Source organism: Dyella sp. 01L423, assembly GCF_056399945.1.
In genome coordinates, this window is record NZ_JBFTSI010000001.1 from 944791 (window position 1) to 968832 (window position 24042).

The 24042-nt window shown below is 61.4% G+C and carries 20 protein-coding genes; 10 read left to right on the forward strand and 10 right to left on the reverse strand.

Annotated features, from left to right (window positions below):
* Positions 1-363: 363 nt before the first annotated feature.
* The 3 genes from AC1DMY_RS04325 to AC1DMY_RS04335 all read left to right on the forward strand — a co-directional run bounded on the left by AC1DMY_RS04325 (position 364) and on the right by AC1DMY_RS04335 (position 3285).
* On the forward strand, positions 364-1332 hold the full coding sequence (locus AC1DMY_RS04325; protein WP_477163765.1) for a helix-turn-helix domain-containing protein: 969 nt from the start codon (positions 364-366) through the stop codon (positions 1330-1332).
* 63 nt (positions 1333-1395) lie between these two features.
* The gene (locus tag AC1DMY_RS04330; RefSeq protein WP_477163766.1) at positions 1396-2295 is read left to right on the forward strand and encodes an alpha/beta fold hydrolase; all 900 of its coding nucleotides are present in this window, start codon (positions 1396-1398) and stop codon (positions 2293-2295) included.
* Positions 2296-2388: 93 nt separating this feature from the next.
* Positions 2389-3285 carry an MBL fold metallo-hydrolase gene (locus AC1DMY_RS04335; protein WP_477163767.1) on the forward strand — a complete coding sequence of 299 codons (897 nt, stop codon included), beginning with the start codon at positions 2389-2391 and terminating at the stop codon, positions 3283-3285.
* 77 nt (positions 3286-3362) lie between these two features.
* Here AC1DMY_RS04335 and AC1DMY_RS04340 read toward each other — a convergent pair whose 3' ends face one another.
* Positions 3363-4268: a LysR family transcriptional regulator gene (locus tag AC1DMY_RS04340; RefSeq protein ID WP_477163768.1), complete on the reverse strand. Its 906-nt coding sequence runs from the start codon at positions 4266-4268 to the stop codon at positions 3363-3365.
* 128 nt (positions 4269-4396) lie between these two features.
* Here AC1DMY_RS04340 and AC1DMY_RS04345 point away from each other — a divergent pair, with 128 nt between their 5' ends.
* A complete protein-coding gene (locus AC1DMY_RS04345) occupies positions 4397-5179 on the forward strand; it encodes an SDR family oxidoreductase (RefSeq protein WP_477163769.1) in 783 nt (260 codons plus the stop codon).
* Positions 5180-5290: 111 nt separating this feature from the next.
* Here the strand turns inward: AC1DMY_RS04345 and AC1DMY_RS04350 are convergent, their stop codons facing one another.
* The gene (locus tag AC1DMY_RS04350) at positions 5291-7762 is read right to left on the reverse strand and encodes a TonB-dependent receptor (protein ID WP_477163770.1); all 2472 of its coding nucleotides are present in this window, start codon (positions 7760-7762) and stop codon (positions 5291-5293) included.
* 319 nt (positions 7763-8081) lie between these two features.
* Between AC1DMY_RS04350 and AC1DMY_RS04355 the strand changes: the two genes are divergently transcribed.
* On the forward strand, positions 8082-8879 hold the full coding sequence (locus AC1DMY_RS04355; RefSeq protein ID WP_477163771.1) for a TOBE domain-containing protein: 798 nt from the start codon (positions 8082-8084) through the stop codon (positions 8877-8879).
* Positions 8880-8974: 95 nt separating this feature from the next.
* Here AC1DMY_RS04355 and AC1DMY_RS04360 read toward each other — a convergent pair whose 3' ends face one another.
* Positions 8975-9547, reverse strand: coding sequence for a zinc ribbon domain-containing protein (locus AC1DMY_RS04360; protein ID WP_477163772.1), 573 nt, complete (start codon positions 9545-9547; stop codon positions 8975-8977).
* A gap of 162 nt (positions 9548-9709) precedes the next feature.
* Here AC1DMY_RS04360 and AC1DMY_RS04365 point away from each other — a divergent pair, with 162 nt between their 5' ends.
* Positions 9710-10372, forward strand: coding sequence for a LysR substrate-binding domain-containing protein (locus AC1DMY_RS04365; RefSeq protein WP_477164189.1), 663 nt, complete (start codon positions 9710-9712; stop codon positions 10370-10372).
* Between the two features lie 24 nt (positions 10373-10396).
* On the opposite strand, the gene AC1DMY_RS04370 is transcribed toward AC1DMY_RS04365, so the two are convergent.
* The 3 genes from AC1DMY_RS04370 to AC1DMY_RS04380 all read right to left on the reverse strand — a co-directional run bounded on the left by AC1DMY_RS04370 (position 10397) and on the right by AC1DMY_RS04380 (position 15367).
* Positions 10397-12262, reverse strand: a complete 1866-nt coding sequence (locus tag AC1DMY_RS04370; RefSeq protein ID WP_477163773.1) for a M61 family metallopeptidase — start codon at positions 12260-12262, stop codon at positions 10397-10399.
* A 187-nt stretch (positions 12263-12449) separates the two neighbouring features.
* The gene (locus AC1DMY_RS04375) at positions 12450-13157 is read right to left on the reverse strand and encodes an acid phosphatase (RefSeq protein WP_477163774.1); all 708 of its coding nucleotides are present in this window, start codon (positions 13155-13157) and stop codon (positions 12450-12452) included.
* Positions 13157-15367 carry a TonB-dependent receptor gene (locus AC1DMY_RS04380; RefSeq protein WP_477163775.1) on the reverse strand — a complete coding sequence of 737 codons (2211 nt, stop codon included), beginning with the start codon at positions 15365-15367 and terminating at the stop codon, positions 13157-13159. The genes AC1DMY_RS04375 and AC1DMY_RS04380 overlap by 1 nt, the downstream gene beginning before the upstream one ends.
* A gap of 598 nt (positions 15368-15965) precedes the next feature.
* On the opposite strand from AC1DMY_RS04380, the gene AC1DMY_RS04385 reads away from it, so the two are divergent.
* Genes AC1DMY_RS04385 through AC1DMY_RS04395 form a run of 3 tightly spaced genes read left to right on the forward strand, consistent with a single transcriptional unit; the run spans position 15966 to position 17695 of the window.
* Positions 15966-16328 carry a PadR family transcriptional regulator gene (locus tag AC1DMY_RS04385; RefSeq protein ID WP_046972573.1) on the forward strand — a complete coding sequence of 121 codons (363 nt, stop codon included), beginning with the start codon at positions 15966-15968 and terminating at the stop codon, positions 16326-16328.
* Positions 16328-17245 (forward strand): sensor domain-containing protein, encoded by a 918-nt coding sequence (locus AC1DMY_RS04390; RefSeq protein ID WP_477163776.1) that lies wholly within the window; start codon positions 16328-16330, stop codon positions 17243-17245. The genes AC1DMY_RS04385 and AC1DMY_RS04390 overlap by 1 nt, the downstream gene beginning before the upstream one ends.
* Positions 17246-17248: 3 nt before the next feature.
* Entirely contained in the window at positions 17249-17695 is a 447-nt protein-coding gene (locus tag AC1DMY_RS04395) for a DUF1579 family protein (RefSeq protein ID WP_477163777.1), read from the forward strand.
* Between the two features lie 90 nt (positions 17696-17785).
* Here AC1DMY_RS04395 and AC1DMY_RS04400 read toward each other — a convergent pair whose 3' ends face one another.
* The 3 genes from AC1DMY_RS04400 to AC1DMY_RS04410 form a co-directional block, all read right to left on the reverse strand.
* Complete coding sequence (locus AC1DMY_RS04400; protein ID WP_477163778.1) at positions 17786-18988, reverse strand: DUF1501 domain-containing protein; 1203 nt, start codon at positions 18986-18988, stop codon at positions 17786-17788.
* 9 nt (positions 18989-18997) lie between these two features.
* Positions 18998-20542 (reverse strand): DUF1800 domain-containing protein, encoded by a 1545-nt coding sequence (locus AC1DMY_RS04405; protein ID WP_477163779.1) that lies wholly within the window; start codon positions 20540-20542, stop codon positions 18998-19000.
* Positions 20543-20842: 300 nt separating this feature from the next.
* The gene (locus AC1DMY_RS04410; RefSeq protein ID WP_477163780.1) at positions 20843-21130 is read right to left on the reverse strand and encodes a hypothetical protein; all 288 of its coding nucleotides are present in this window, start codon (positions 21128-21130) and stop codon (positions 20843-20845) included.
* Positions 21131-21237: 107 nt separating this feature from the next.
* Between AC1DMY_RS04410 and AC1DMY_RS04415 the strand changes: the two genes are divergently transcribed.
* Complete coding sequence (locus tag AC1DMY_RS04415) at positions 21238-21846, forward strand: class I SAM-dependent DNA methyltransferase (protein WP_477163781.1); 609 nt, start codon at positions 21238-21240, stop codon at positions 21844-21846.
* Between the two features lie 164 nt (positions 21847-22010).
* On the opposite strand, the gene typA is transcribed toward AC1DMY_RS04415, so the two are convergent.
* Positions 22011-23861: a translational GTPase TypA gene (typA, locus tag AC1DMY_RS04420; RefSeq protein WP_477163782.1), complete on the reverse strand. Its 1851-nt coding sequence runs from the start codon at positions 23859-23861 to the stop codon at positions 22011-22013.
* Positions 23862-24042: the final 181 nt, after the last annotated feature.

Here is a 24042-nt window from a genome sequence, read left to right on the forward strand (position 1 = left end):
GCCTTAATTCGCGGATACGTGGAGGTCATCATGGTGCCATTGCTCGCCCGTCTGGCGGCCATGGTGCCTGTCGCCAGAAGCCGTCCTTGCGATCGTCCGGGCGGGACGCGAGAGACACCATGGGTATCAAGTCGCGATGAGAAAGCCGAGCCAAGGTGCGGCGGTTCCGTCCGGTGATCGATCCTTGCGCAGGATGAAGCGCAGCATTGCGTAGTCAACGCATTCTCTTGCCCATCGTCTCGGCGCAAGATCAATGCCTGGCGCCGAGGCGAGGATGCCGATTCAGCGGTCCCCGCTTGTTGACGTTCGGCTGCCTCAAGCAACCCAGAGTCGTAGCTCCAAGCTTTCGTTGGAGGGTGGATCGTGCGCGATGAAGAAGCTTCCATCTTGAGCCTGACCGGTCTGAACTCCGGCAACACATGCACGTTGGGTTGCAGCGCCTACCTGGCCTCAACGCGCTGCGCCATCGATTATGAGCCTTCGATTTCCCAGGACGGGTGTATCCACCATTCACGTTCGCATCGCTCCATGTTCACGGTATTGGTCTATCTCGCCAACTGCGTGGGGCACGATATGTGGTGTGACAACGAGCACATGGCGCTCACGTTCCAGTCCGCGGGGATGATAGGGATCTATGACCGGGAGCACTGCTGGAAGTGCCTGGTCCGTGAACCGCTCAATTGCATGCAATTTCATTTCCCCAAGTCACAGCTCGACCTGCACATGGCTGGCGTCGAGGGCCAGGCCGTCGAAATGTTCGGGGGAAAGCCTGCCAGGTTGTCGCTGTTTGATCCCATCCTCAAGTATCTCGCGCTCGCTTGCATACCCTTGCTCCAATCGTCCGAGGAGCCGCGGTCGGCTTATCTGCAACAGGTCATGGATGCCGTGGTGTCACATATAGGGCGGACCTATGGTCGCGCCAGGGCCCGTTCGACCTTCGACCGCGATCGACTGGCTCCGTGGCAGATCCGCGAGGTCGACTCGATCGTCTCGTCGAAGATCGACGACAAGCTGTCCGTCGAGCGGCTGGCCCGTGCGTGCTCACTTTCGATCAGCCACTTTTCCTATCTCTTCAAGAATTCCACCGGACATACCCCGCACCAGTGGTTGCTGGGGCGCCGGATTGATCTGGCGAAAACCCTGCTGGCCGAGACCAACGAGCCGCTCGCGAGTATCGCTTCCGCCGCGGGCTTCTCAGACCAGAGTCACTTCACGCGGGTTTTCTTTCGGCGGGTAAAGGCCAGCCCGTCTGCCTGGCGGCGGGAAAAGCTTGCGCGCGCTCTGGAGGCACCGCTGTGGGGTCCGCTGCGCCCGTTGGCAGCCCAGGCCTAGGCACACCCGCACGAGCACCGATCCACCAACTGACCGCTGTCCCCACAGCCCAGGAGCCATTCCATGAATCGCGAGAAATCCGACAAGGCACTGACCGTGCCGGTGACCCATCATCGATTCGAACAGATCGACGGCATCAACATTTTCTATCGGGAAGCAGGTTCAAAGGACAACCCATGCGTGCTCCTGCTCCATGGTTTTCCCACCTCATCGCACATGTTCCGCGATCTGATTCCCGCCCTGGCCGATCGCTACCACGTACTGGCGCCGGACTATCCGGGATACGGACAGAGTGACATGCCCGACCGCGCATCCTTCACCTATTCGTTCGATCGCTACGCGGAACTGGTCGACCAACTGCTGCACAAGCTGGGCATCAAGCGTTATGCCATGTATGTCATGGACTACGGCGCGCCTGTTGGCTGGCGCCTGGCGCTGAAACATCCTGGGCAGGTCACGGCCTTGATCGTGCAAAACGGAAACGCGTACGACGAAGGGCTTAAGGCGTTCTGGGATCCGATCAAGAAGTACTGGGCGGATCGATCCGATGAGAACGCGAAGCCATTGCTTGAGTTGTTCACGCTCAAAACAACCATATTCCAGTACACCGATGGCGTCGATGACGTGACCCGAGTGTCGCCGGACAACTGGGTCCACGATCAGGCCTTGCTCGATCGGCCCGGCAACTCAGACATCCAGCTGGACATGATGTACGACTATCGGACGAACCTCCCGCTCTATCCCAAGATTCAGGAGTATTTCCGCAGGCACCAGCCACCGACCCTGATTGTGTGGGGTGAGCGCGACGTGATTTTCCCGGCCGACGGCGCCCATCCGTACAAGCGTGACCTTCAGGAGCTGGAATTTCATCTGATCCCGACGGGGCACTTTGCGCTGGAGGACAAGGCCGACGTCATGGTGCCGCTCATTCGCGACTTCCTTGATCGGCGCGTAACGAAGTAGGGCGCAAATCCCTTCCATCAGCTGGAGAGCGACATGTTGACGACGACGTTTTGGCAAAGAGGCCCCACCGCGCTCGTGATACTTGGAGCCCTCATGCTCAGCTCCCCCGGTGCGCTGCTGAGCACTGAGGCGCAGCCGGTCAGTCCGGTCATCACCATCAATGAGGGCGCCGTCAAGGCGATCATGACCATCACGCCGGTGCGTGGGAACATCAGTGTCCTCTCCGGGTCGGGTGGAAATATCACGGTGCTGACCGGCAGCGAGGGAAAGTTCATGGTCGATGGCGGCATCTCGTTGTCCAAAGACAGGATTGCCGAGGCGTTGGCCAAGGTCAGCAAGGCACCCATCAAGTACCTGATCGACACGCACTACCACTGGGATCACAGCGACAGCAACCCGTGGCTGCACCAGGCGGGGGCGACCATCGTCGCCACGCCCAATACGGTAAAGCACCTTTCCACCGCCACTCGGGTGGACGACTGGAACTACACCTTCAAGCCCATGGCGCCGGAGGGCATGCCTACCGTCATCGTCGACGCACCTAAAACATACAACTTCGACGGCGAGACGATTGTGGTGACCCCGGTGGCGCCGTCGCACACTGACAGCGATCTTTACGTCTACTTCAAGAAGGCGGATGTCGCCGTGCTTGGCGATCTGTTCTGGAATGGCGTCTATCCCTTTATCGACAACGAGCAGGGCGGCGGCATCGACGGCATGATCAACGTCGACAATCAGATACTCGCGGTGATTACGGACAAGACCGTCGTGGTGCCCGGTCACGGTCCCGTCGGCACCCGCAAGGATCTGGTGGCGTTCCGCGATATGCTCGTTGGCATTCGCGACAACGTCGCCGCTCTGAAGAAGCAAGGCAATTCGCGGGACGAGGTGGTCGCAGCAAAGCCCACTGCGGCTTTCGATGCCACCTACGGCAAGTTCGTCATCGGCCCGGACTTCTTCACCAGGATCGTCTACGACGGCCTGAAGTGAGGGCCGCGGCCTCGCTGTCGTTGTCCTGGTCGGTGATGCGCCGCTGTGTTTCGGCAGGCCAGTGGCCGATTCCCGCGCTAAGCGTCCTGGTGCCGCGCATAGACCTCGGTGATCCAGCTGACGAAGACGCGGACCTTGGCGCTCAACTGCCGACTGGGCGCGTAAACGATATAGACGTCCAAAGGATCGGGGCGCCATGGCTCCAGCATGGGAACAAGCTCCCCACGCAGGATCGATGGTCGCACCATGAAATCAAGCGTGTGGATGAGCCCCAGTCCAGCAAGTGCGGTTGCCAGGTGCGCGTTGCTCTCGTTGACCGTCACGCTGGTGACCGGCTCGATCTGGAACGCACCATCTTTGTCTTGAAAGTGCAGTGGCTGGACCTGGCCCGTACGTGCGGAGAAATAGCCCGCGACGGGATAGCTTCCCGTGAGGATCTGGCGAGGATGTTCGGGCACGCCGTAGCGCTCGATGTAGGCGGGGCTGGCGCAGGTGGTCCAGCGGAGTTTGGCGATGCGACGGGCGATCAGCGAACCGTCATTGGCCGTGCTTCGAATGGCGCAGTCGACGTTTTCGCCGATGACATCCACCACGCGATCCGTCACGCCGATTTCGACATGGATATCGGGATAGCGCTCGCGAAACTCAGGGAGTGCCGGGATCAGGATGCCGCTGGCCGTCGAACCTCCGGTGTCGACTCTCAACCGGCCGCGCGGATTGGCCTTGGTCCGGCCGAGTGTCGACTCGACATCGTCCAGTTCGGCCAGCAACTGGCGCATGCGTTCGAAGTAAGCGGTGCCTTCGTTGGTGACCTGCACGCGACGCGTGTTGCGTTCCAGCAGGGAGACGCCAAGGTGGGCTTCCAGCGAGCGGACCCATTTGCTGACAGTGGCATTGGGCATCTGCAGCGATTGGGCAGCGCGATTGAAGCCACCGGTTTCGACCACGCGACAAAAGACGCGGATGGCTTGCAGATGAGCCATGGGGCGCTCCGGAACGTCGTTCGATTATCCACGTGGGTGCATAAACAAACCACCAGGCCCGCATTTATTCACGCAACTGGACACCCATAAACAGAGCTCACCGGGCGAATTGACCCACAGGAGAGCACATGAACACCGCAAATCGCAGCAAAATCAATGTCGAACGTCATGCAGGAAAGGTCGCCCTGGTCACCGGCGGAAGCTCTGGCATCGGACTGGCCACCGCCAAGCGTCTGGCCCAGGAGGGCGCCAAGGTCTATATCACCGGCCGGCGTCAAAAGGAGCTGGACGCGGCAGTCGCCGAGATCGGCCGTCACGCGACGGCTATCCAGGGCGACGTTTCCGACAATGCCGATCTCGACCGTATCTATCAGGTCATCCAGACCGCCGAGGGGCGCTTGGACCTGCTCTTCGCCAATGCAGGCGGTGGTGAGTTTGCACCGCTGGGCGCGATCACCGAGGCGCAGTTCCACAAGTACTTCAACATCAACGTCAAGGGAACGCTCTTTACTGTCCAGAAGGCGCTGCCGTTGATGGGTCAGGGCTCCTCGATTGTGGTGACAGGGTCGATCACTGCGGTCAAAGGGGCTCCCGCTTTTGGCGTGTACGCGGCGACCAAGGCCGCCTTGCGTTCCTTCGTGCGCACATGGGCGTCGGACCTCAAGGGCCGGGGTATCCGAGTCAATATTGTCGCCCCCGGCACGGTGGTGACCCCGGCGTATAAGTCGGAGCTTGGCCTCAACGACGAGCAGATCGAGCAGTTTGTTGCGCAGGCGTCCGACATCACGCCGCTGGGTCGCGTGGGAACTGCCGAGGAAATCGCGAGCGCCATGTCGTTCCTCGCATCCGATGAAGCCAGCTACATCACGGCAACGGAACTGTTCGTGGACGGCGGTCAGGCGCAGGTCTGACGGAATCTGCGTCGGGCGACCGTCGCGCTCTGTCGCCAAAGGATGGGTAACCGACCTCTGCGCGGACCGGATCAACGATCCGCGCAGAATTCACGGCCCAGGCGGAACAACTTAGAAGTTCGCACGCACCGTCACACCCACCATTCTCGGATCGCTGGGCTGTCCGAGAATCAAGCCGGAATTGCCCGTCTGGATGGTGAGCGCAGTGATGTAATTGCTGTCGAACACATTGCGCGCGAACACGTCCGCTTCCCAATGCTCGTTGAAGCGATACCCGATGCTGGCGTTGGTGACGTTATAGCCGGCGATGGTCGTATAGATGGAATTGCTGGTGTCGCTGTTGTAACCGCTGCGCGCACTCGAATCGACATGGAAGAGGAAGGCGCCGCTGCGAAATGGCAGCTCATAGTCGAAACCCAATGAACCCGCCCATTTGGACAGGCCCGCCAACGGCAATCCGGTGAGCACGTAAGCGCCTGGCACGTTCGGGTTGCCGCGCGGATTGGACGTCTTATTGGCTAGCGAGGCTGGCGCCTTGAATGGCTGGCAACCGCCCGCCGCATTGGGGTTCTGCCATTCCAGCGGGCAGGGCCCCAGCGGGTAGTCGGAGTACTTGCCATCGGCATAGGCAAGCGATGCATGCACTACGAAGCCCTGGAACACCTGCGCCGCGAAGTCCGCTTCGAAGCCTTTGACGGTGACCTCGGGGATATTGGCGGGATACGTACGCAGCGCCGCGGTCTCGACGCTGGAGGTGATGTTGGCTTGGTAGTTATTGACGGTCGTGTGGTAAGCGGCGAGGTTCAGTGTCGCGCGGCCGTTCCACCATGCCGACTTCAGGCCCGCTTCCCAGGTCTTGTTCGTTTCGTCCTTGATCACGGCCGTAGCGAGCGCCGGATTGTTCAAGGCATCCAGTGGCAAGCCGGACATGTTGAGCCCGCCGGATTTGTAACCGCGCGCATAACTCAGATAGCTCATCAGGTTGTCGGTGAACTGATAGGCCAGGTTGGTGCGTCCCGACACGTTGCCGCCGCTATCGGATGCCGAATAACTCTGCGGTCGGAACAGCGAGAGCTTGGCGCTGTCCTGGATGCTGCCCGGCGTGGTCGGCAAGCCGCCCGACACGGTGGTCGAATAGTCGCCGTTCTTGTCTTCGTAGGTGTAGCGCAGGCCCAGCGTCGCGGTCAGCTTGTCAGTGATTCGGTAGTTCGCCTCGCCAAAGGCGGCATAACTCTTCATCTCGAAATGCGAGTTGCCGTATTGGCCATAGCCGTCGGCGAGGTTGTCCGGCATGCGCGGGAAATTCGTCGTGCTCACCAGCCAATACGTGGCGGCCGGACCATACACGCTGATCGGCTTGCCGTTGATCTCCTGCGTGTAGAAATACAGGCCTCCGACGTAGCTGAAAGGTCCCTCGCCGTTGGAGGCAACGCGGAACTCCTGGCTGTACTGGTCCTGCCGCGACGGTATGCGCTGCACCGTCTGGATCGGCAGGCCGATGTAGTCGCGATCGTTGGCAACATCCCACTTCCAGTAGCGCCAGGCCGTGATCGAGGTCAGCGTGACGGCGCCCAGATTCCAGTCCGCATTGAGCGACACGCCGCCGTCCTGCGTATTGATGTGCAAGGGCGCGTCGATATCGGTGAGCCGGTCGTACACATTGCGGCTCGGCGGCACATAGACGGGAAAACCGTGGGCGGGCAGGTTGAGGGAAAGTCCTTCGAATTGCCGCGCCGCGCTTTTCAGGCTGGTGCCGACGCGCAGATAGTTCTGCGTGCAGCAATCCGAATCGAGATTGGACACATCGGCAATCAAGCGCACGTTGAGATCGTCATTGGGCTTGAACAGCAACTGGCCGCGCAGGGCATAGTTGTCCAGTCCGTTCTCATCCTTGCCGGTGGTGACGTTGTGCAGGACGCCATCGCGCTCGGTGAATTGCGCGGCGAATCGACCGGCCACCGTATCGCTGAGCGGGCCGGAGACATTCGCCTTGGCCTGCAGGAATCCGTTCTCGCCGACGGAGAGCTCGCCGCTTCCCTCCGGCACGAAAGTAGGTTCGCGGCTGGTGATATTGATCGCGCCGGCCGTCGTGTTCTTGCCATACAGCGTGCCCTGCGGTCCGCGCAGCACTTCGATGCGTTCGATATCGGTGAAGTCAAAGGCGGCCGTCGCCGGGCGGCCGTGATAGACGCCATCGACATAAAACCCCACGCCCGGCTCGATGCCATCGTTCGCCGCGCTGACCGACAACGTATTGGAGCCCAGCCCGCGTATCGTGTAAGCGGTGTTGCGCGGGTTCGCGGAGTTGTAATAGAGCGACGGGACGAGCAGGCTCAGTTGCTGGGTGTTGACCGTGTATGAGCGGTCGAGCCATTCACCGCTCACCACCGACACGGCGACCGGAACTTTTTGCAGCTCCTCTTCGCGCTGGCGGGCGGTGACGGTGATCTTGTCGAGCGTGGTGGCGTCGTTTTTGTCGGCGGGAGACGGTGGCGTTGGCGTTGGTGCATCCGTGGCCTGGGTGAAAGCGGCAATCGTGGTCGAACACGCCAGAATGGCGGCAAACAGAGGTGCACGACGCATGGGTGTTGAGTCCTTTTGGTCGACACTGCGGTGGGTTAGCGCACGTGAGGGCGGGGTAACCTTGTCCTACCGATATATAGGCAACTATATAGCGAAGATCCCACTTGCATCAGATTCTTGCGACAAATTTTTGCGCTGCTCGCACATGTATATGTCTAGACAGCTATCTAGGCGTCGAAGTCGGGGCCCGCGCAGACGCGACGTCACGTGCGACGTGCCCGGTCGATGCCTTCATCCGCGGGATGTACGCTAGGGCGGTCGCACCCGGCGCCGTCATCGCAGGGACGAACATGCCGGGCGTGAAGGAGGAGCAAGCCCCATGCTAGCCATCAAAGGGACACTCGGCCTGGAAGCCGACGGCCGCAATTTCGGCGGGCGCGAACGCATCGCCTTGCTGATGAAGATCGACCAATCGGGCTCGATCGCAGCCGCTGCCCGCGAAGTGGGCATGAGCTATAAAGGCGCATGGGAGGCCGTCGACGCCATGAACAATCTGGCGGGCGAACCGCTGGTGCTTCGTGCCGTCGGCGGGCGCAGCGGCGGCGGTGCGGTGTTGACCGCGCGCGCGCGGCGACTGATCGACGTCTTTCAACGCATGGAAGCCGTCCATCAGCAATTCCTCAAGCAGCTGGCCCACATTGCGGACAACCCGCTTTCCGATATCGACCTGGTGAGGCGCTTCACGATGAAGACGAGTGCACGAAATCAATTGGCCGGTACCGTGGCCACCGTCGAGTCCGGCGTCGTCAACGACGTGATCCAGCTCGACATCCAAGGTGGGCAGCAACTGGTTGCCACCGTGACGCATGAGAGCTCCCAGAGCCTCGGTCTTGCGCCGGGCAAGAGTGCCTTCGTGCTGATCAAGGCATCGTCGGTGATCATCGGCCTGCCTGATAAATCGACGCGATTGTCCGCCCGCAATCAGTTGCAGGGAAAAGTCTCTTCGATCAAGCGCGGCGCCGTGAATGCCGAGATCGGCATCGAGCTGGACGGTGGCAACGCGATTGTTTCCATCATCACCATCGCGAGTCTCGATGCGCTTGCCCTGCGCGAAGGCACGCCCGTCGTCGCGATCATCAAGGCATCGAGCCTGATTGTTGGGACCTTCGATAGTTAGTGCGTCGAGCGCCAACGAGGATTTCGCGGCGTCAGAAAGAGATCGCCACTCATCGCGGCAATCTTCTTCGATCTACGCGCGACGAATGATATCTGTCACTGCAAGCGGACCCGGGTAGTCACATCCATGCCTGTCTGCTGGGCACATGACTTCGTCCAAGCCGTTTGTTCGGTGCCGACATCGGCTTGGAGAACCTGGCTGTCTGGCAATAGGACAGCGCTTTTCGCGTCCGTGCCTCCTGATGGATTTTGGGTGTGATAGCTGTAACAAACGGTGCCGTCATCCATCAGCATCGCCCGATCCACCCCATAACCATCCGTTTTGGGCTGGGCATCGTGAAGCATGATGCTGCCAAGCATGGCTCGGCGCACTGAATCGTGGAGCTTCGCGTCAGCGTCGCTCCGCTCGCGCTTCTCCGCAGAGGGTGCCATGGCGGCATCGGCAGCTTTCCTGTGCTCGTGTGCCGACCAAACCGCTGCGATGACTCCCGCAATGAGCAGTGCTCCGACGAGCACCGGCAGCAGGGGGAACGACCCCAATGACTTTTTTCCGGTGGCGGCATCCGAGGGCAGGGGGGCCGTTTTCGATAACGCCGCCCCACAGGAAGGGCAGACGCGTTCAAGTTCGCCAACCTGTGCGCCACATGCTGGACAGGTGATGAGGGCCATGAAGGGGCGTCCGCGTCTCGGTAAGCGTTTATCGCTCCAGCGGTGTCGATTTCGTGTGGATAGTGGCAGGCGACCGGTTCCCAACGGACTGAGCGCGAATCGGGTCTCGTCGATCCGCTCCGCGCTCATGCTGGCTTACAGAAAACTAAAGTGGATGCCGCCGTGGAGGCAGCACGACGTGCTGCGCAACCTGCCAAGCAACGTTTCAGCCTAGGGTTTCTGACCGGTCAGGAGATGACGTGGCTACCCGAAGTCATGCGTGTGCTGCGCGCCGAGCTGCCCAATATCGAGGTGATCGTATCGAGCGACTACTCGCCCGATCTTGCCGAGGCAGTGGCGCGTGGCCGGCTGGATGTGGCTTTCATGCGGGCCGAGCCGGACTTGGAGCTGACCTATCGGCACGTTGCGAAGGAGCCGCTCGTGGCCCTGATGCTTAGCGATCATCCATTGACCGCGCGTGCTTCCGTGCGCGCAAAGGATCTGGTCGGCCTTCCGTTCATCGCCATGGCAAGCAAGGCGAAAGTGCTGCGTTCGGTGATCGACCGATACCTCGAAGATGCCGGCGTCGAGATCGTACCCGCACAACTGGTGGACAACCCCGCGATGGTGATGTCCCTAGTGGCATCCACGCGCGGCATTGCACTTATCCCGTCCTATGTGGAGCCGCTGATGCATTGGTCGGTGGTCAGTCGACCTTTGGCAGGTAAAGCGCCGATCATCGACCTGGTGGTCGGTTACAGCGAGTCCAATCCGTCGCCGATCCTCCAGCTGTTTCTTGCTCACCTTGATGAGTTGAGGGCGAGCGTGGGCAAGGCAGACGTCTAGCCGCGGCGTGGCAGCGTAGCGGTTTTAGTGGGGTGCGGCTGCACCAGGTGCTATCGGTGAGAAAATGCCGTCAAGCACGTCTGGCTGGCCCTCGACAGGCACCAAGTGCGGGTATCGAAGTCCCGACAGACCCTCCACGCGAACCGTGCGCCGACCATCGGCGCCATCGATGGTCAAGTCGACCCCATGTCCGGCGGATGTCGATGTGGCCGCCATGGCAGCGCGCAGCAACTCGACGGTGAAGGCTTGACTCGATACGTGGGTGATCCGGTCGCCGGGAAGAATGCCGGCAAGATACGCGGGGCTGCCCCAGCGAACGGAGGAGACGACGCCAGCCTCGGCGACGGTGGCACCCAGCGAAAAGTCCAGCAGCAGAACTTTGTTTCGTCGCTCGAGCCTGTTCACCCATTCGGACGGCTGGCTGGTGTAAACCAGCGTGTAGCCGCCGCGGATCAGTCCGTCTTTTGGCACCGCCGCGGTGGTTTGCTCGAGCCTGGTGGTCAAGAGAGTCGCCCAGTCGCCGGGCGCAACGTCGTTCAGTGATCGAACGATGTCGTCGAAGCTATACGGCACGACGCGTTTGTCGGGATCTCGTCCGAAAAACCGGCGTATGAAGTCATCCAGCGATCGCTTTCCTTGCGTCATGGAGCGGATGCGCGTGTCTATCTCCAGCCAGAGAAGCGCGCCTTCCTCATAGTAGTCTTCCGATCGCGCCCAGTCCTGCCACTGTGGGGCTTCACCGATGATGGGCTGAACCACCGTGTCTTGCAGGGGACGCCATGTGCGCCCTGATTCGTTGTCGAGATCGGCAAAGTTCCACGCAAACGCGTCGCGCCCAAGCGCGGGAGACCAGAGCCCACTGCGAACCGAAAGAACCTTGTCGAGGTACTTGGTGAGGCCTTCGTAAACCCACAACAGATCGCAGTTCAGCGGAGTGTTCGCGTCGGCCTTCACCAGTCCTTGAGGACGATGCAGCTTGCCGTTCCAGGCGTGGATATATTCGTGAACAAGAAGATTTCTGTTCGTGACTTCACGCTCGGTGTCGGTGAAGTAGTCCAGCGGGAGACTGTCTTCACTAGACTGCCGGTGCTCCAATCCCTGAAAAGAAAGATGGTTGCTCAGCACGACCAGAAAGTCATAGTGGCGATAAGGCTGGGAGCCGAACAGGCGCCGTGCTTGTTCGAAGGCTTCTGCCAAAGACGATAGTTGCTCGCTGGAGATGAGAGTGTCCCTCTCCTGCTCGGCGATGACATTGATGGCCACCGGCGCAATGGAGCGAGGGTCGACCACGTAGCGCCCCAGGTATCGGGCAGCGTAAGCGGGCGAGTCCAACAGGGTTTCGTAGTCTGTCGGGGCAAAGCGAACGTGCGTTGCGTCTTTGGCGGCCGTATCGAGCGAGCTGGCAACCTGCCAACCACCAGGGGCGGTTATCTCAGCTTCGACGCTCAATTGAGCCATGGGGCGCCCCGCTGGATAGAGGGAAACCTCGTTCCATTGGATACGAACCATATGCGGGCTGGAGAACGTATTGCCTTGTTGCCGATCCAGCGCGCTGAGCAATTGGAATTCCATGTCTAGCTGGCTGGCACCTGCCGGCACCCGGATGCGGAAGCTGAAGGGGTCGGTCAAGTCCCTTCGCCACGTGACCGGAACGCCGTTGGAAAACACGCGTAGTCCCGCCAGTTCCGAGACGCGCCCGGTCGGAGCGTGATGCCCCTGGATCCATTGGGGATAGTGGAGCACGAGTTCTCCCGGAGTCACCTTCAGGCGTTCATGCACCGATACGACCCTGTGTGTCGTGTCGGTAACATCGATGCTGAGTCGGAGATCGGGACCCGCATAGGTGGATGCCGCAATAGCGGCGGCGAGAGCGATGATCGAAGCGGTCATGGGTCGGCCATCCGGCTGTTATCCATCGCCAGGAACACAAGTGCGAGGCATGCCAATACTACGCGATGACCCATTTGAACTTCGCTCTGGGTGAGTGAGCGACCTCCTGCTTGAGGGAATAGGCCCAAACCGCGAGCTCTCTGGCGAAAGACAGCTGGGACGAGAGACGACGTCGCCTAGGCAAGGCTCAAGGTGGTGGCGCAGGCGAAACTGGCAAGTGCAGTGTCGCCCGAAGTTCGGCGCACGCCGCCCGGTAGTCCGCCTGCCAGTCGGTCTGCTGCAGCAACTGCGCACCGATCACGGTTCCAGCCAGTCGGCCGGCTTCCACGTCGCTTGGGAAATGCACACCCATCACCACACGATGCTGCGCGTACAGGTCGGCGCGGGCAAAAATCTCCGCGCGCTTTTCCGGCACCATATTGGCCAGCAGGACCGCCGCGGTATAGCCGAAGGTGGAGTGTCCGCTCGGATAGCTCCAATCGTCCGGCTTTTCCTTGGACAGCGGGTGCACCTGATCGGACGTCATCGGGGGACGCGCGCGTCGCCAGACAAGCTTGGCGTCCTTCACCTCGGCCTTGTCGAAGTCAGCGACGCGTTCAAAGAAGGCGGCTGTCTTCGGCAAGGCCGCCGCTTGCATGGACAGACCGAAGACATCCGCAAAGCGGAACACCGAACGTTCCATATCCGCCTTGGCCGCCGACTGTTCGGCGGCAGTTCGCGATCGCTGTGCGGCAAGCACCGCCTGCAGATCCTGCCTGTCCGCAGCCGAACCTGCTGCCGGGGGAGGCGGCAACAGGTTCGACAGTTCGATACCAGCACGATTCGGGCTGACACCGTCGGCCAGTGCGGGCTGGCCGATCAGCAACATCAACGAGAAGAGCACAAGGCGTTTCATCAGAACAGGTCAGCCGAAATGGTGAAGTTGAAGTTGCGCGCCGGAATGGTCCAGTACAGCGGCGTACTATCCGCCAACGTGACGCCGGCCAGGGCGTTGATGTGGGTGTTGTTGAACAGATTGTTGAGCTGCACGCCGATCTTGATGTCCTTCACATCGCTGATGTGGGGATCGAACTTGTAGCTGGCGGCAAAGTTGGTGATCGCATAGCCGCCGATCGGCGTGTCATCCTCAGCATTGGCCGTGTAGTAGGTCTTGCCGACGAACTTGTCGAACAGCGATGCGTAGAAGGAACCGTCGCTGTAGATGAAGCCCAAAGCGGCAGTCTTGTGCGGCGTGTTCGCATTCCACTGGTTGTCCGTGGTCTGGATCGCACGGTTGAGCGAGCCGTTGGCGTAGACGCTGAAGCCGGCGCCAAGCATATAGGTGCCTTCCAGCTCGAGGCCTTTGTAGTGCACGCCGCCGCCGTTGTAGAACTCGGTGACGCCGCCGACCTTCTGGCTCTGCACGAAGTTGTTGAAGTCGATCTTGTACACATCGCCCGACACCGTCAGGCGATCGTCGGTCCAGGTCGTGCCGAGCTGGATATTGGTGGTCTTTTCCGGCGCCACGGCGCTATCGGAAACCGCCGGGTTGGGCACGTAAAGCAGGTTGAGGTTAGGTGCGAGGTAGCCCTTGGCCCACTGCGCATAGGCCGTCCAGTTCGAGCTGAAGTTGTAGTGGAAAGAGGCCGAAGGCAGGGTGGCATTCCACTTCTTGGAATAGTCCAGCGGCGTTTCCGTTTTCTGGTTGACCGATGCGTTCAGATCGCGCTCGAAGTTGTTGTACTTCACGCCGCCGATGACATACGCGTTGTCGGTGATGTTCCACTGGTACTCGACGAACGGCTGGATCGTGACCAGCGTGTCGGTCATGCGCCGATCCGCCGAAGCAAGCGCCAGCGAGGACGCGCCTGGCGCGATCACAGGATTGAGCTGGTTGATCGTATCGTCGAACTCATACAGCCAGCGGATGTCGTCCTGGTGGTCGTACCACACGCCGGCGCGCAATTCGCCTGGGCCCAGTTCCTTGCCCACGCGGAAGATGTCGCCCCACGAGCGGTTCGTGTTGCGCATGTGCTGGCCGGGAACATCGGTGGCGCTATAGAACGTGCCATTCGGCGTCTCGCCGTTCGGATCCAGGCCGTTGAAGCCGAAATGGTTGTAGCCGTACGTGTAGACCTTGTTGTCGATCGTCCAGCCGTCGAAGGCCGAGTGCAGGCCGATGTAACCGAAATTGGTGTTGATCTCGTCCTTGTTGTAGCGGTAGTAGGCCTGGCTGGTCGGGTCGTCGTTCAGCGCATAGTTGTTGCCGTGCTCCGCGATCTGCGCCTTGGTAGCGCCGAACGGCACATACTGGTTCAGCTCGTTCGCCATGGCGACGAAGGTCAGCGTGGTGTTCTCGCCCAAGGGCTGGACCACTTTGGCGAACACGGTCTGGCGACGCTGGCCAGCAAACGTGAGGTAACCGTCCGACGAGCTGTTCTGCAGGTTGATCACCGCGTTGGTGCCGCTGCTGGTGAAGGCGCCCGTATTGATCGTTGCGCCTTCGATCGCTGTTTCCCAGCTGCCCAGGCTGATGTACGGGTTGATGCCGAACTGCTGCTGCGGATTGAGCGAGTCCACCGAAATGGTGCCGCCGAAGGTGGCGTTGCCGAGCGTGCCGGCGGTGCCCGGGCCGCGATCCACCGTCACCGAGTTGGTTTGCTGGTTGGTGAAGTACGAGGTCGAGTGGTGCGTGAAGTCGTTGGAGTCCATCCAGGGAATGCCATCGAACGTCACGTTGTACTGGCCGTCCTGGAAGCCGCGGATGGAGACGACCGGCGCCTCCATCAGCCCTGAACCGTTCGGCGTGACCGTGTACACGCTCGGCGAGATCTGCGCGATGTCGGTGTAGTCGCCAGTCGGCGGCACATTTTCCTGGATGTAGACGCGACCGATGGTCGATTGCGGCTCGGTGGACACCATGGAGGCCTGCGACGGGGCGATCGTGGTCACCGTGTCGGTGCCGGTCACCTGTACGGCATCCAGGCTCTTGGCCTGTTGCGGCGTGGCGCTGGTGTCGGCGGCGGCGTTGTCGCTGGCCCATGCGGGGGAGGCGATCGCGGCGGCCAGGCAAAGAGCAAGCGTGGTGCGGGAGCGCCCGAATAGCGCCGAAGTGTGCCGTGTCATGGTGAGCCCGTTGGTCGATTTTGGGGAGTGGCGACGTGGGGCGACACCGTAATCACGGTAAATGACAATTTAGCAACAAAATGATTATTCGATAATTTGACAAATAATCGTATTTATTTTCGCTAAGATAATCATAAGATTTGTGAAAGTGATTTTATAAGGTAAATCTAAGTTTTGTTAACTCTATTTTCTAAGCTTGCCATAAGGGTTGTTGTGCAAGGTTTTTTTGCTGCTCGCGATGCGGCAGGTGCGAAGAATGGCTGCGGTCGAAGTGGCAATTAATCCGGGCGCGCAGTGGTTATCTCGCGACGGCTTCTTTCGGCTGGCCGTCGCCAGCATTAAGCAGTGCATCTTTGGTGCTCGGTCGCAATGAAGGTCGCGTTTACTTCGATTTTCCTCAATAACCCTTGGGAGATCCTTCGCCGATTGGCCTGCGTCGCTCGCAGCAGGCAATCGTCCGTGGATCGAATGTCTGGGCCTTCCCGGTGACCGTCGGAGGCCAATGTGTCCGCGCTGCCCCCCATGACTTCATACCCATGCACTAGTGTTAACTCCGCACTATTGTTCACTCCATGATGAGTAGCAGTGCGGGTGGGGCGTGGAAGACAACAGCAGCCATCTGAAGAAATTCCAGAAGGAGCTGTCGGCGGGCACCGTGTCGCTGGTGCTGCTGGCGGTGCTGGGGCAGTCGCGGCAGCCGATGTATGGCTACCAGATCGCCAAGCGTCTGGAAGAGGTGGGGGAGGGCGTGCTCGCCGGCAAGCAGAGCGCGCTGTATCCGGTGCTGCGCAATCTCGAAGGGGCGGGGTTGTTGGCCAGCGAGGTCGAGCCTTCGATCAGCGGTCCGCCGCGGCGCTACTACCGCATTACCAAACAAGGGCGCGAGGTGTTGCGCGACTGGGTGCAAGCCTGGGCGGCCACGCGCGATTCTGTCGACGGGGTTTTGCAAGGAGGGGTGTAATGAACGCACCACGCACGATTGCCGAATATCTGAATCAGTTGCGCGCTGCGCTCAAGGGCGCGGATCCGGCTTTGATCCAGGATGCACTGTACGACGCCGAGGAACACTTGCGCGCCGAGCTGGCCGAGGATCCCAAGCGCAGCGAAGCGGACATGCTGGCCCACGTGGTGAGCACCTATGGCGCGCCGGAAGAGGTTGCCGATATCTATCGCGACCAGGAGATCAAGATCCAGCGCGCGCTGCGTCCGCCGCCGATGCCGCGGCGCCGCTCGGCACTGGGCCGCTTCTTTGGTGTCGCCGTCGATTCCCATACCTGGGGCGCCTTGTTCTACATGCTGCTGTCGCTGGGCACGGGCATCTTCTACTTCACCTGGGCGGTGACGGGGCTGTCGCTGTCGCTGGGCCTGGCGGTGCTGGTCATCGGCATTCCCTTCATGATCCTGTTCCTTGGTACGGTGCGCGCGCTGTCGCTGCTGGAAGGGCGCATCGTGGAAACCATGCTCGGTGTGCGCATGCCGCGTCGCCCGCCGTATCCGACGAATGGGAGCAAGTCCTTCTGGGGGCGCGTGGGCGCGATCTTCACCGATGGCCGCACCTGGACCACGATGTTCTACATGTTGCTGATGCTGCCGTTGGGCATCCTGTATTTCACGCTCACCATCACCTTCCTGAGCATCTCGCTGGGCTTCATCGCCACGCCGATCCTCAAGGCGCTGAGCGTGGCCGATGTGATCTACCTGCAATGCGGTATCCCGCAATGGCTGTGCGACAACAATTACTGGCCGTTGGCCGTGCTCACCTGCATCGGCGGCGTGTTCCTGTTGTTCGCCACGCTGCATATGGTGCGCGGGCTGGGCAAGCTCCACGGCGCGATCGCCAAGGGCTTGCTGGTGCGCAGCGTGAACGAGGGCGCCTGAGTCATGTCGGCGAATATGCTGGCGCGCCTCGCGGGCGAGTGGCAGGGCGAGGAGGCCATTGCCACCACGCGCTGGGGACAGGGCGGCGTAGCGACAGCCTGGTTCTCTGCACACTTGCAACTCAACGGCCGCGTGCTGATACAGGACTACCGCGAGGAACGCGATGGCAAGCCGTCATTGCAGGTGCACGCGGTGTTCGTGGCCGAACCCGAACATGACCAGTACAGCCTCTACTGGTTCGACAGCTACGGCTTCGTGCCGGGCACGCCGGCGCCGGGATTGTGGAATGGCGAACGGCTGACCTTCGTGCGCAGTTCGCCGCGCGGGCAGACGAGGCATGTGTATCAGTTCGAGAGTGACGATGTGTTCACGCTGAAGCTGGAAAGCTCGTTCGATGGGGGCGTGAGTTGGGAGTTGGTGATGACGGGGCGCTATAGCCGTTGCGGGTGATGGGCGAAGAGCGTCGCGCACAGGGTGCGCTCCCACAAGGTGGCGGCAGCCTTACCCCTGTGGGAGCGCACCCTGTGCGCGACTCAACGGCTAGACGAGCTGTAAATCTCGCGGCTTCGCCCCCGGAAACACCGACAACAACTGGCTGTTCGACAATCCCCACATGCGTCCCATAACACCGGCCAACACATCGCGATAGTTGTTGAGCACCGGATAGTCCCGGTTCTGCAGCAGGCTCTGCGCATTCACGGCCACTTGCTCGCCGGCGATGCGACCGCCATTCACCTTGCCGCCCAGCACCCAGTACACCGTGCCGTGTCCATGATCGGTGCCCTTGTTGCCATTCTCGCGGAAGGTGCGGCCGAATTCGGACACCACCACCACGACGGTGTTGTTCCACTCATCGCCCAGCGCATCGGCATAGGCGGCCAGTCCCTTGCCGAGGTTGGCCAGGTTATTGGCCAACTGGCCGGTGGTGCTGCCCTGGTTGACGTGCGTATCCCAGCCGCCGACATCGACGAAGCCGAGCCGATACTGGTCGCGCATCATGGTGGCGATGCGCTGGGTTTCATCGGCAAAATTCTTGGCATTTGGCGCGCCGCGATTCGCCTTGACCATCTCGTCCTGCAGCTCCTTCGAAACGCTTTGGCGCAGTTCCAGGCCATCTGCCGCGGCAGAGGCCAGTGAGGTATTGCGATACATGCTGGCGAGGATGCCTGCCTGGCGCTCGTCGTACACCGGCTTGGGATTGCCGCGCAGCGAGATATTGGGAATGTCGCGGCCGCTGCCCTGGAAGCTGAGCGGCAGTGCATCGGTAAAGGCGATCGATGGCACCGTGCTCATTTGTCCGGACAGCCGCGCCATGAAGCCCGAGCGATAGTTGCTGCGCTGTGCCGATGACTGGCCCGATTCGATATTGTCCTGCGTTTCGAAGTGGCTGCGCGACAAATCGTCCGTGCCGGCAAACGGAACGAAGGCAACCTGACGCTTCTGCCACAGCGGATAGATGGAATCGCGCAACACCGGATTCAGCGCCCAATTGCTGTCCAGGCCAATGGCGCTGTTGGTGTTGTACGGATCGGGCTTGGCGATGGCCAGCGTCGGACGCGACTCGTAGTAGAAGTCGCTGCTATAGGGCACCAAAAGATTGTTGCAGTCGTAGCCGCCACGCAGAAACACCAGCAGAAAGCGCGGCGTATTCGCCGGTGCGGCAAATAACTTGCCGGAGAACGACATCGCCGGTGCGGCGACGGCAGCAGCGGCAGCGGCAAGCAGGAATTGGCGACGATTCATGGCGATGCCTCAGCGATAGTTGAAGTCGGGCGACGAGAGCAGGAAGGTGTTCCACTCCTGCTGCGTCGTGGCCTTGGCCAGCGCGTCGCGCGTGGGCGCGCTCAGGGTCGTATCGAAGGTGTCGTAGTAGAGGCGGGTGGTGAGCATGGGGAAGTCGCCGCCGCTCTTGGGCTGGCCCTCCGGCGTCAGCAGGCGGTTGTTGCCGGAGCCGATGGCGCCGGCGATCTCGAATCGTTTGGCCATCTGTCCGGAGCTGGACCAACCGGCGCTGTCGAGCGGCCAGCCATCCGGCGTCAGTCGACCAAATACGGGCTCGCCCAGCTGGTTGAGCCAGTTGAGCAGCGGCTTGGCGTTGGCGATGGGTTTGCCGTCATAGGCCATGCGTACCGAGGACACCATGAACTGCATCGGATCCTTGAACTTCTTGCCATAGTTGGCGGCCAATTCCTTCGAATCGAACATGGTGCGCAGCACCTGGGCGATATCGCCGTCGGTACGCTGGAAAGTGTGCGCCATCTTCGCCACCAGTTCGGGTGACGGATTGTCCGAGACGAAGTACTCGGCGATTTTCTTCGAGACGAACTGCGCGCACGCCGGCTGTTTGGTGATCAGGTCCACCGCTTCGGTGATCTCGTCGAAGCCGCTGCCCTTGATGGTGTGGCCGAGCAGCAGCTTGTCGCTATCGTCGTGCCGCTTGGGATTGAACTCGAACAAGCCGTTGCGTACCACCATCTCGGCAAGGCGAGGGCGCATGACGGCAGGGTCGCGCAACGGCGCCACGCCGGCGCCGGTAAGAATCAGCGCGAGTTGCTGCACGTCCTGCTGCGTGTAGCCCGAGCCCACGCCCAGCGTATGCAACTCCATCAGTTCGCGGGCATAGTTTTCGTTGACGTGTCCCTTCGCGTTCTGCGCGTTATCGAGAAACTCCATCATCGCCGGACTTTCCAGCGTCGCCATCACCAGGTCGCGGAACTTGCCCAGCGCGTGGGGACGGATCGCGTTCTGCGCATAATCGGCGGCTACCCAGCGCACGCGCCCCTTGGCGCCATACACGCTGAAATGGTTGAGCCAGAACCACACCATCTGTTCCTTGAGCTGGTTCGGCCCGTAGATGGCGTGCAGCAGTTCGATCTCCTGCGCCTGCTGCAGAAGGTCGTTGGCGTGTTGTTGCTGCGCTTTCTTGGCGGCGGTCTTGCCGTCGCCGTCGGGCATGTTCTTGATCTTCTCCTGCTCGTCGCGCAGGTTGCCCAGCAGCTGCTCGGTGGGCGTATTGGCGGCCTCGTAGGAGTTGATCAGCGACTGGATCGGCGCGGGCAGATCGTCGCTGATGCGCCCGTCCAGCTGGCGGTCGAGCAGACGGGAACGGCCAAGCTCGCGATACGTGGCGACGGTGGCGCTGTCGAGCTCGAAGCTGTCACGGCGCAACCAGTCCACATCGTCCTGTGACAGCGCATGCGCGTCGCGTGCGGCCGCGGCGCCGGGGCCGAGTACTAGCAGCAGGCTGCAGGCGGCCAGCCAGGGACGAATACCAGGGCGGTTCGGGGTATCACGCATGCGGCGGATGTCCTGAGATGAGGGCCGGGATTCAATCATGGGAACGCAGTTGCGCATGCCCGGCTTACCGTCCGGTGCACGGCTCTCGCGATTTTGTTCGGCGCGGATTCATGCGGCGAGCCCTTGCGGCGCTTTTGGCGAGGCGCTTGGTTCGATTTCGTCATACTCGCGAAGGCCAGGCGCAGCGGCAGGTCGCAACCGATGGTCCATGCGCGAGCCGGGTGGGCGTTGTGACGCGGCGCAGGTTTCGTCGCGCAAGTCCTTGGTGGTGCGCGTACCTCAGTTAGCGCGCGTGTGCCGTCAGAATTCGTCGACGAACTCGACGACCGCACCAAGCAGGGAGGCTTCCACTTCGGTCACCGCACGCACGGCGTCACCATGCAAACGATCGGAGGCGAGCACCTCGATCATGAATAGCTCGCTGCCGTTGTCGTCAGGCAGTTCATTGGAACTGGAGTCGTCGCGCGGGTAGGCGGTCTCGTCGTCGATTTCCTCGACGTGTTCGATGCCGTCTATCCCATGCAGGATCGTCAGCAAGGTGTCGGCATCATCGCGCGTGCCGGTCATGCGAATGCGGATCGTGGGCATACGGGGCGGCTCCCAGGTTCCTGCGTGAGAATGCTGCGGCATGGCATGTTCAGGCCAGGTGATCGCCGCCGCTACGCTACTATTTATCCTTAAGCCGGAGATCGCACGTGCCCAAGATTTACGACCGCGAGTATTTCGACAAGTGGTATCGCCACCCCGACCACACGGTGGCATCGGCCGCCGAACTGCGCCGCAAGATCGCCATGGTGGTGGCCCAGGCCGAGTACTACCTTGGTCGCCCGGTGCGCTCGGTGCTCGATGTGGGATGTGGGGAAGGGGTTTGGCGAGCGCCGCTGCTGAAGCTGCGTCCCGGCCTGCTTTACCAGGGCATCGATGCGAGCGAATACGCCGTGGCGCGTTACGGGCGCAGCCGCAATATCGGCCTGGCGCGCTTCGGGCAACTGGAATATCTGCGCTTCGACCAGCGTTTCGACGTCATCGTTTGCACGGACGTGCTGCATTACCTCAAGCCTGCCGAAATTCGCGCGGGCCTCAGCGGCATCAGCGACATGCTCGAAGGCGTCGCCTTCCTTGAGGTATTCACCAGCAAGGATGGCGTGGACGGCGACATGGACGGCTTCCATGCGCGTGCGCCGTCCTGGTATCTGAAGGCGTTCAACGAAGTGGGGCTGATGCCGTGCGGGTCGCATTGTTATTTGGGGCCGCGGCTCGAGCGCCGCGTGGCGGCGCTGGAGCGCGCGCTGTCGCCGGTTTGATGTCTCCGGCACCCCTGTGGGAGCGCACCCTGTGCGCGACGGCCACGCCTGGGTGTATCGCTCCGTAGGTTTGTCGCGCACAGGGTGCGCTCCCACAGGGGATGCCGCGCAATAAAAAAGGCCGCCTTTCGGCGGCCCTTTCTTTACCCAACGCGATCCGAAGATCAAGCCACGCCGCGCGAGGCCTTCTTGCGATCGTTTTCCGTCAGGTGCTTCTTGCGCATGCGGATTTCCTTCGGGGTGACTTCGACCAGCTCGTCGTCGTCGATGAAGTCCAGCGCCTGCTCCAGCGAGAACTTGGTCGCCGGGGTGAGCTGGATCGCATCGTCCTTGCCGGAGGCGCGCATATTGGTCAGCGGCTTGGGCTTGATGGCGTTGACGGTGAGGTCGTTGTCCTTGGCGTGGATGCCGATCAGCTGGCCTTCGTACACCGAGTCGCCTTCCGCCGCGAACAGCTTGCCGCGATCCTGCAGCGGTCCAAGCGAGTAGGCCGGGGTGGTGCCGCCCGCGTTGGCGATCATCACGCCGTTGAGGCGCTTGGCGATCGCCACCGGGGTGTACGGACCGTAATGGTCGAACACGTGGAACAGCAGGCCCGAACCCTGGGTCAGGGTCTTGAACTGGTTCTGGAAGCCGATCAGGCCACGGGCCGGGATCAGGTATTCAAGGCGCACGCGGCCCTTGCCATCCGACACCATGTTCTTCAGGTCACCCTTGCGGATGCCCAGGCGCTCCATCACGCCGCCCTGGTGCTGCTCTTCGATGTCGACCACCAGCTGTTCGATCGGCTCCATCTTCTGGCCGTCGATCTCCTTGATGATCACTTCCGGACGCGACACGGCCAGCTCGTAGCCTTCGCGACGCATGTTTTCGATCAGCACCGACAGATGCAGTTCGCCACGGCCCGAGACCAGGAACTTGTCGGCGTCCGAACCGTCTTCCACGCGCAGTGCCACGTTGTGCACCTTCTCGCGGTCGAGGCGCTCACGCAGCTGGCGGCTGGTGAGGAACTTGCCGCCCGACAGATCCTTGTTGCCGACGAACGGCGAGTTGTTGACCTGGAAGGTCATGCTGATCATCGGCTCGTCGACGCTCAGCGCCGGCAGCGCTTCAGGCGTGTCCAGCGAGGTGACCGTATCGGAAATGGTCAGCTCGGCAATGCCCGAGATGGCGACGATGTCGCCGGCTTCGGCGGATTCCTGCTCGATGCGCTCAAGGCCGAGGAAGCCGAGCACCTGGCCGATCTTGCCCTGGCGCTTCTTGCCTTCACGGTCGATCACGGAAACCGCCATGCCCTTCTTCAGGGTGCCGCGCTGGATGCGGCCGATGCCGATGACGCCGACGAAATTGTTGTAATCGAGCTGGCTGATGCGCATCTGGAAGGCGCCATCCGGATCGACGTCCGGCTTGGGCGCGTGCTGCATGATCGCTTCGTACAGCGGGGTCATGTCGCCTTCGCGGGCGTTTTCGTCCAGCGAGGCGTAACCGTTCAGCGCCGAGGCGTAAACGATCGGGAAGTCCATCTGCTCATCGGTGGCGCCGAGCTTCTCGAACAGATCCCACACCTGCTCGACCACCCATTCCGGACGCGAGCCCGGGCGGTCGACCTTGTTGACCACGACGATCGGCTTGAAGCCCATGGCGAACGCCTTCTGGGTCACGAAGCGCGTCTGCGGCATCGGGCCGTCCATCGCGTCGACCAGGATCAGCACGGTGTCCACCATCGACAGCACGCGCTCCACCTCGCCGCCGAAGTCGGCATGGCCTGGGGTGTCGACGATGTTGATGCGGTTCTTGGCGCCGGTCTTCTTGTTTTCCCAGGTGATGGCCGTGTTCTTGGCCAGGATCGTGATGCCACGCTCCTTTTCCTGGTCGTTGCTGTCCATCACGCGCTCGGCGAGCACAGTGCGCTCATTGAGCGTACCGGACTGCTTGAGCAGCTGGTCGACGAGCGTGGTCTTGCCATGGTCGACGTGGGCGACGATGGCGATATTGCGCAGATTTTCGATGGACATGAGGTCGGCTCGGGCGGGATAAAGCCGCCGCGTGAGGTTTCTGGAGGGATAACCCGAGAATTATACGGGGTTATGTGACAGCTTGCTTGAAAAGTCTTAGTAAATTGTTCAGACCGTGACGCGACGGCCGTTTAAGGCCGCTCCGAGGGCGTTTCATCACCCGGGGGCGACCAAGGCTGTG

What these genes read in the sequence shown, in the direction of transcription:
- AC1DMY_RS04410 (WP_477163780.1), bottom strand. Translation starts at nt 21,130, where the DNA reads ATGCCCACGATCCGCATTCGCATGACCGGCACGCGCGATGATGCCGAC.
- AC1DMY_RS04390 (WP_477163776.1), top strand. Translation starts at nt 16,328, where the DNA reads ATGAACGCACCACGCACGATTGCCGAATATCTGAATCAGTTGCGCGCT.
- AC1DMY_RS04355 (WP_477163771.1), top strand. Translation starts at nt 8,082, where the DNA reads ATGCTAGCCATCAAAGGGACACTCGGCCTGGAAGCCGACGGCCGCAAT.
- AC1DMY_RS04350 (WP_477163770.1), bottom strand. Translation starts at nt 7,762, where the DNA reads ATGCGTCGTGCACCTCTGTTTGCCGCCATTCTGGCGTGTTCGACCACG.
- AC1DMY_RS04340 (WP_477163768.1), bottom strand. Translation starts at nt 4,268, where the DNA reads ATGGCTCATCTGCAAGCCATCCGCGTCTTTTGTCGCGTGGTCGAAACC.
- AC1DMY_RS04370 (WP_477163773.1), bottom strand. Translation starts at nt 12,262, where the DNA reads ATGACCGCTTCGATCATCGCTCTCGCCGCCGCTATTGCGGCATCCACC.
- AC1DMY_RS04360 (WP_477163772.1), bottom strand. Translation starts at nt 9,547, where the DNA reads ATGGCCCTCATCACCTGTCCAGCATGTGGCGCACAGGTTGGCGAACTT.
- AC1DMY_RS04405 (WP_477163779.1), bottom strand. Translation starts at nt 20,542, where the DNA reads ATGCGTGATACCCCGAACCGCCCTGGTATTCGTCCCTGGCTGGCCGCC.
- AC1DMY_RS04375 (WP_477163774.1), bottom strand. Translation starts at nt 13,157, where the DNA reads ATGAAACGCCTTGTGCTCTTCTCGTTGATGTTGCTGATCGGCCAGCCC.
- AC1DMY_RS04380 (WP_477163775.1), bottom strand. Translation starts at nt 15,367, where the DNA reads ATGACACGGCACACTTCGGCGCTATTCGGGCGCTCCCGCACCACGCTT.
- AC1DMY_RS04335 (WP_477163767.1), top strand. Translation starts at nt 2,389, where the DNA reads ATGCTCAGCTCCCCCGGTGCGCTGCTGAGCACTGAGGCGCAGCCGGTC.
- AC1DMY_RS04395 (WP_477163777.1), top strand. Translation starts at nt 17,249, where the DNA reads ATGTCGGCGAATATGCTGGCGCGCCTCGCGGGCGAGTGGCAGGGCGAG.
- AC1DMY_RS04330 (WP_477163766.1), top strand. Translation starts at nt 1,396, where the DNA reads ATGAATCGCGAGAAATCCGACAAGGCACTGACCGTGCCGGTGACCCAT.
- typA (WP_477163782.1), bottom strand. Translation starts at nt 23,861, where the DNA reads ATGTCCATCGAAAATCTGCGCAATATCGCCATCGTCGCCCACGTCGAC.
- AC1DMY_RS04400 (WP_477163778.1), bottom strand. Translation starts at nt 18,988, where the DNA reads ATGAATCGTCGCCAATTCCTGCTTGCCGCTGCCGCTGCTGCCGTCGCC.
- AC1DMY_RS04345 (WP_477163769.1), top strand. Translation starts at nt 4,397, where the DNA reads ATGAACACCGCAAATCGCAGCAAAATCAATGTCGAACGTCATGCAGGA.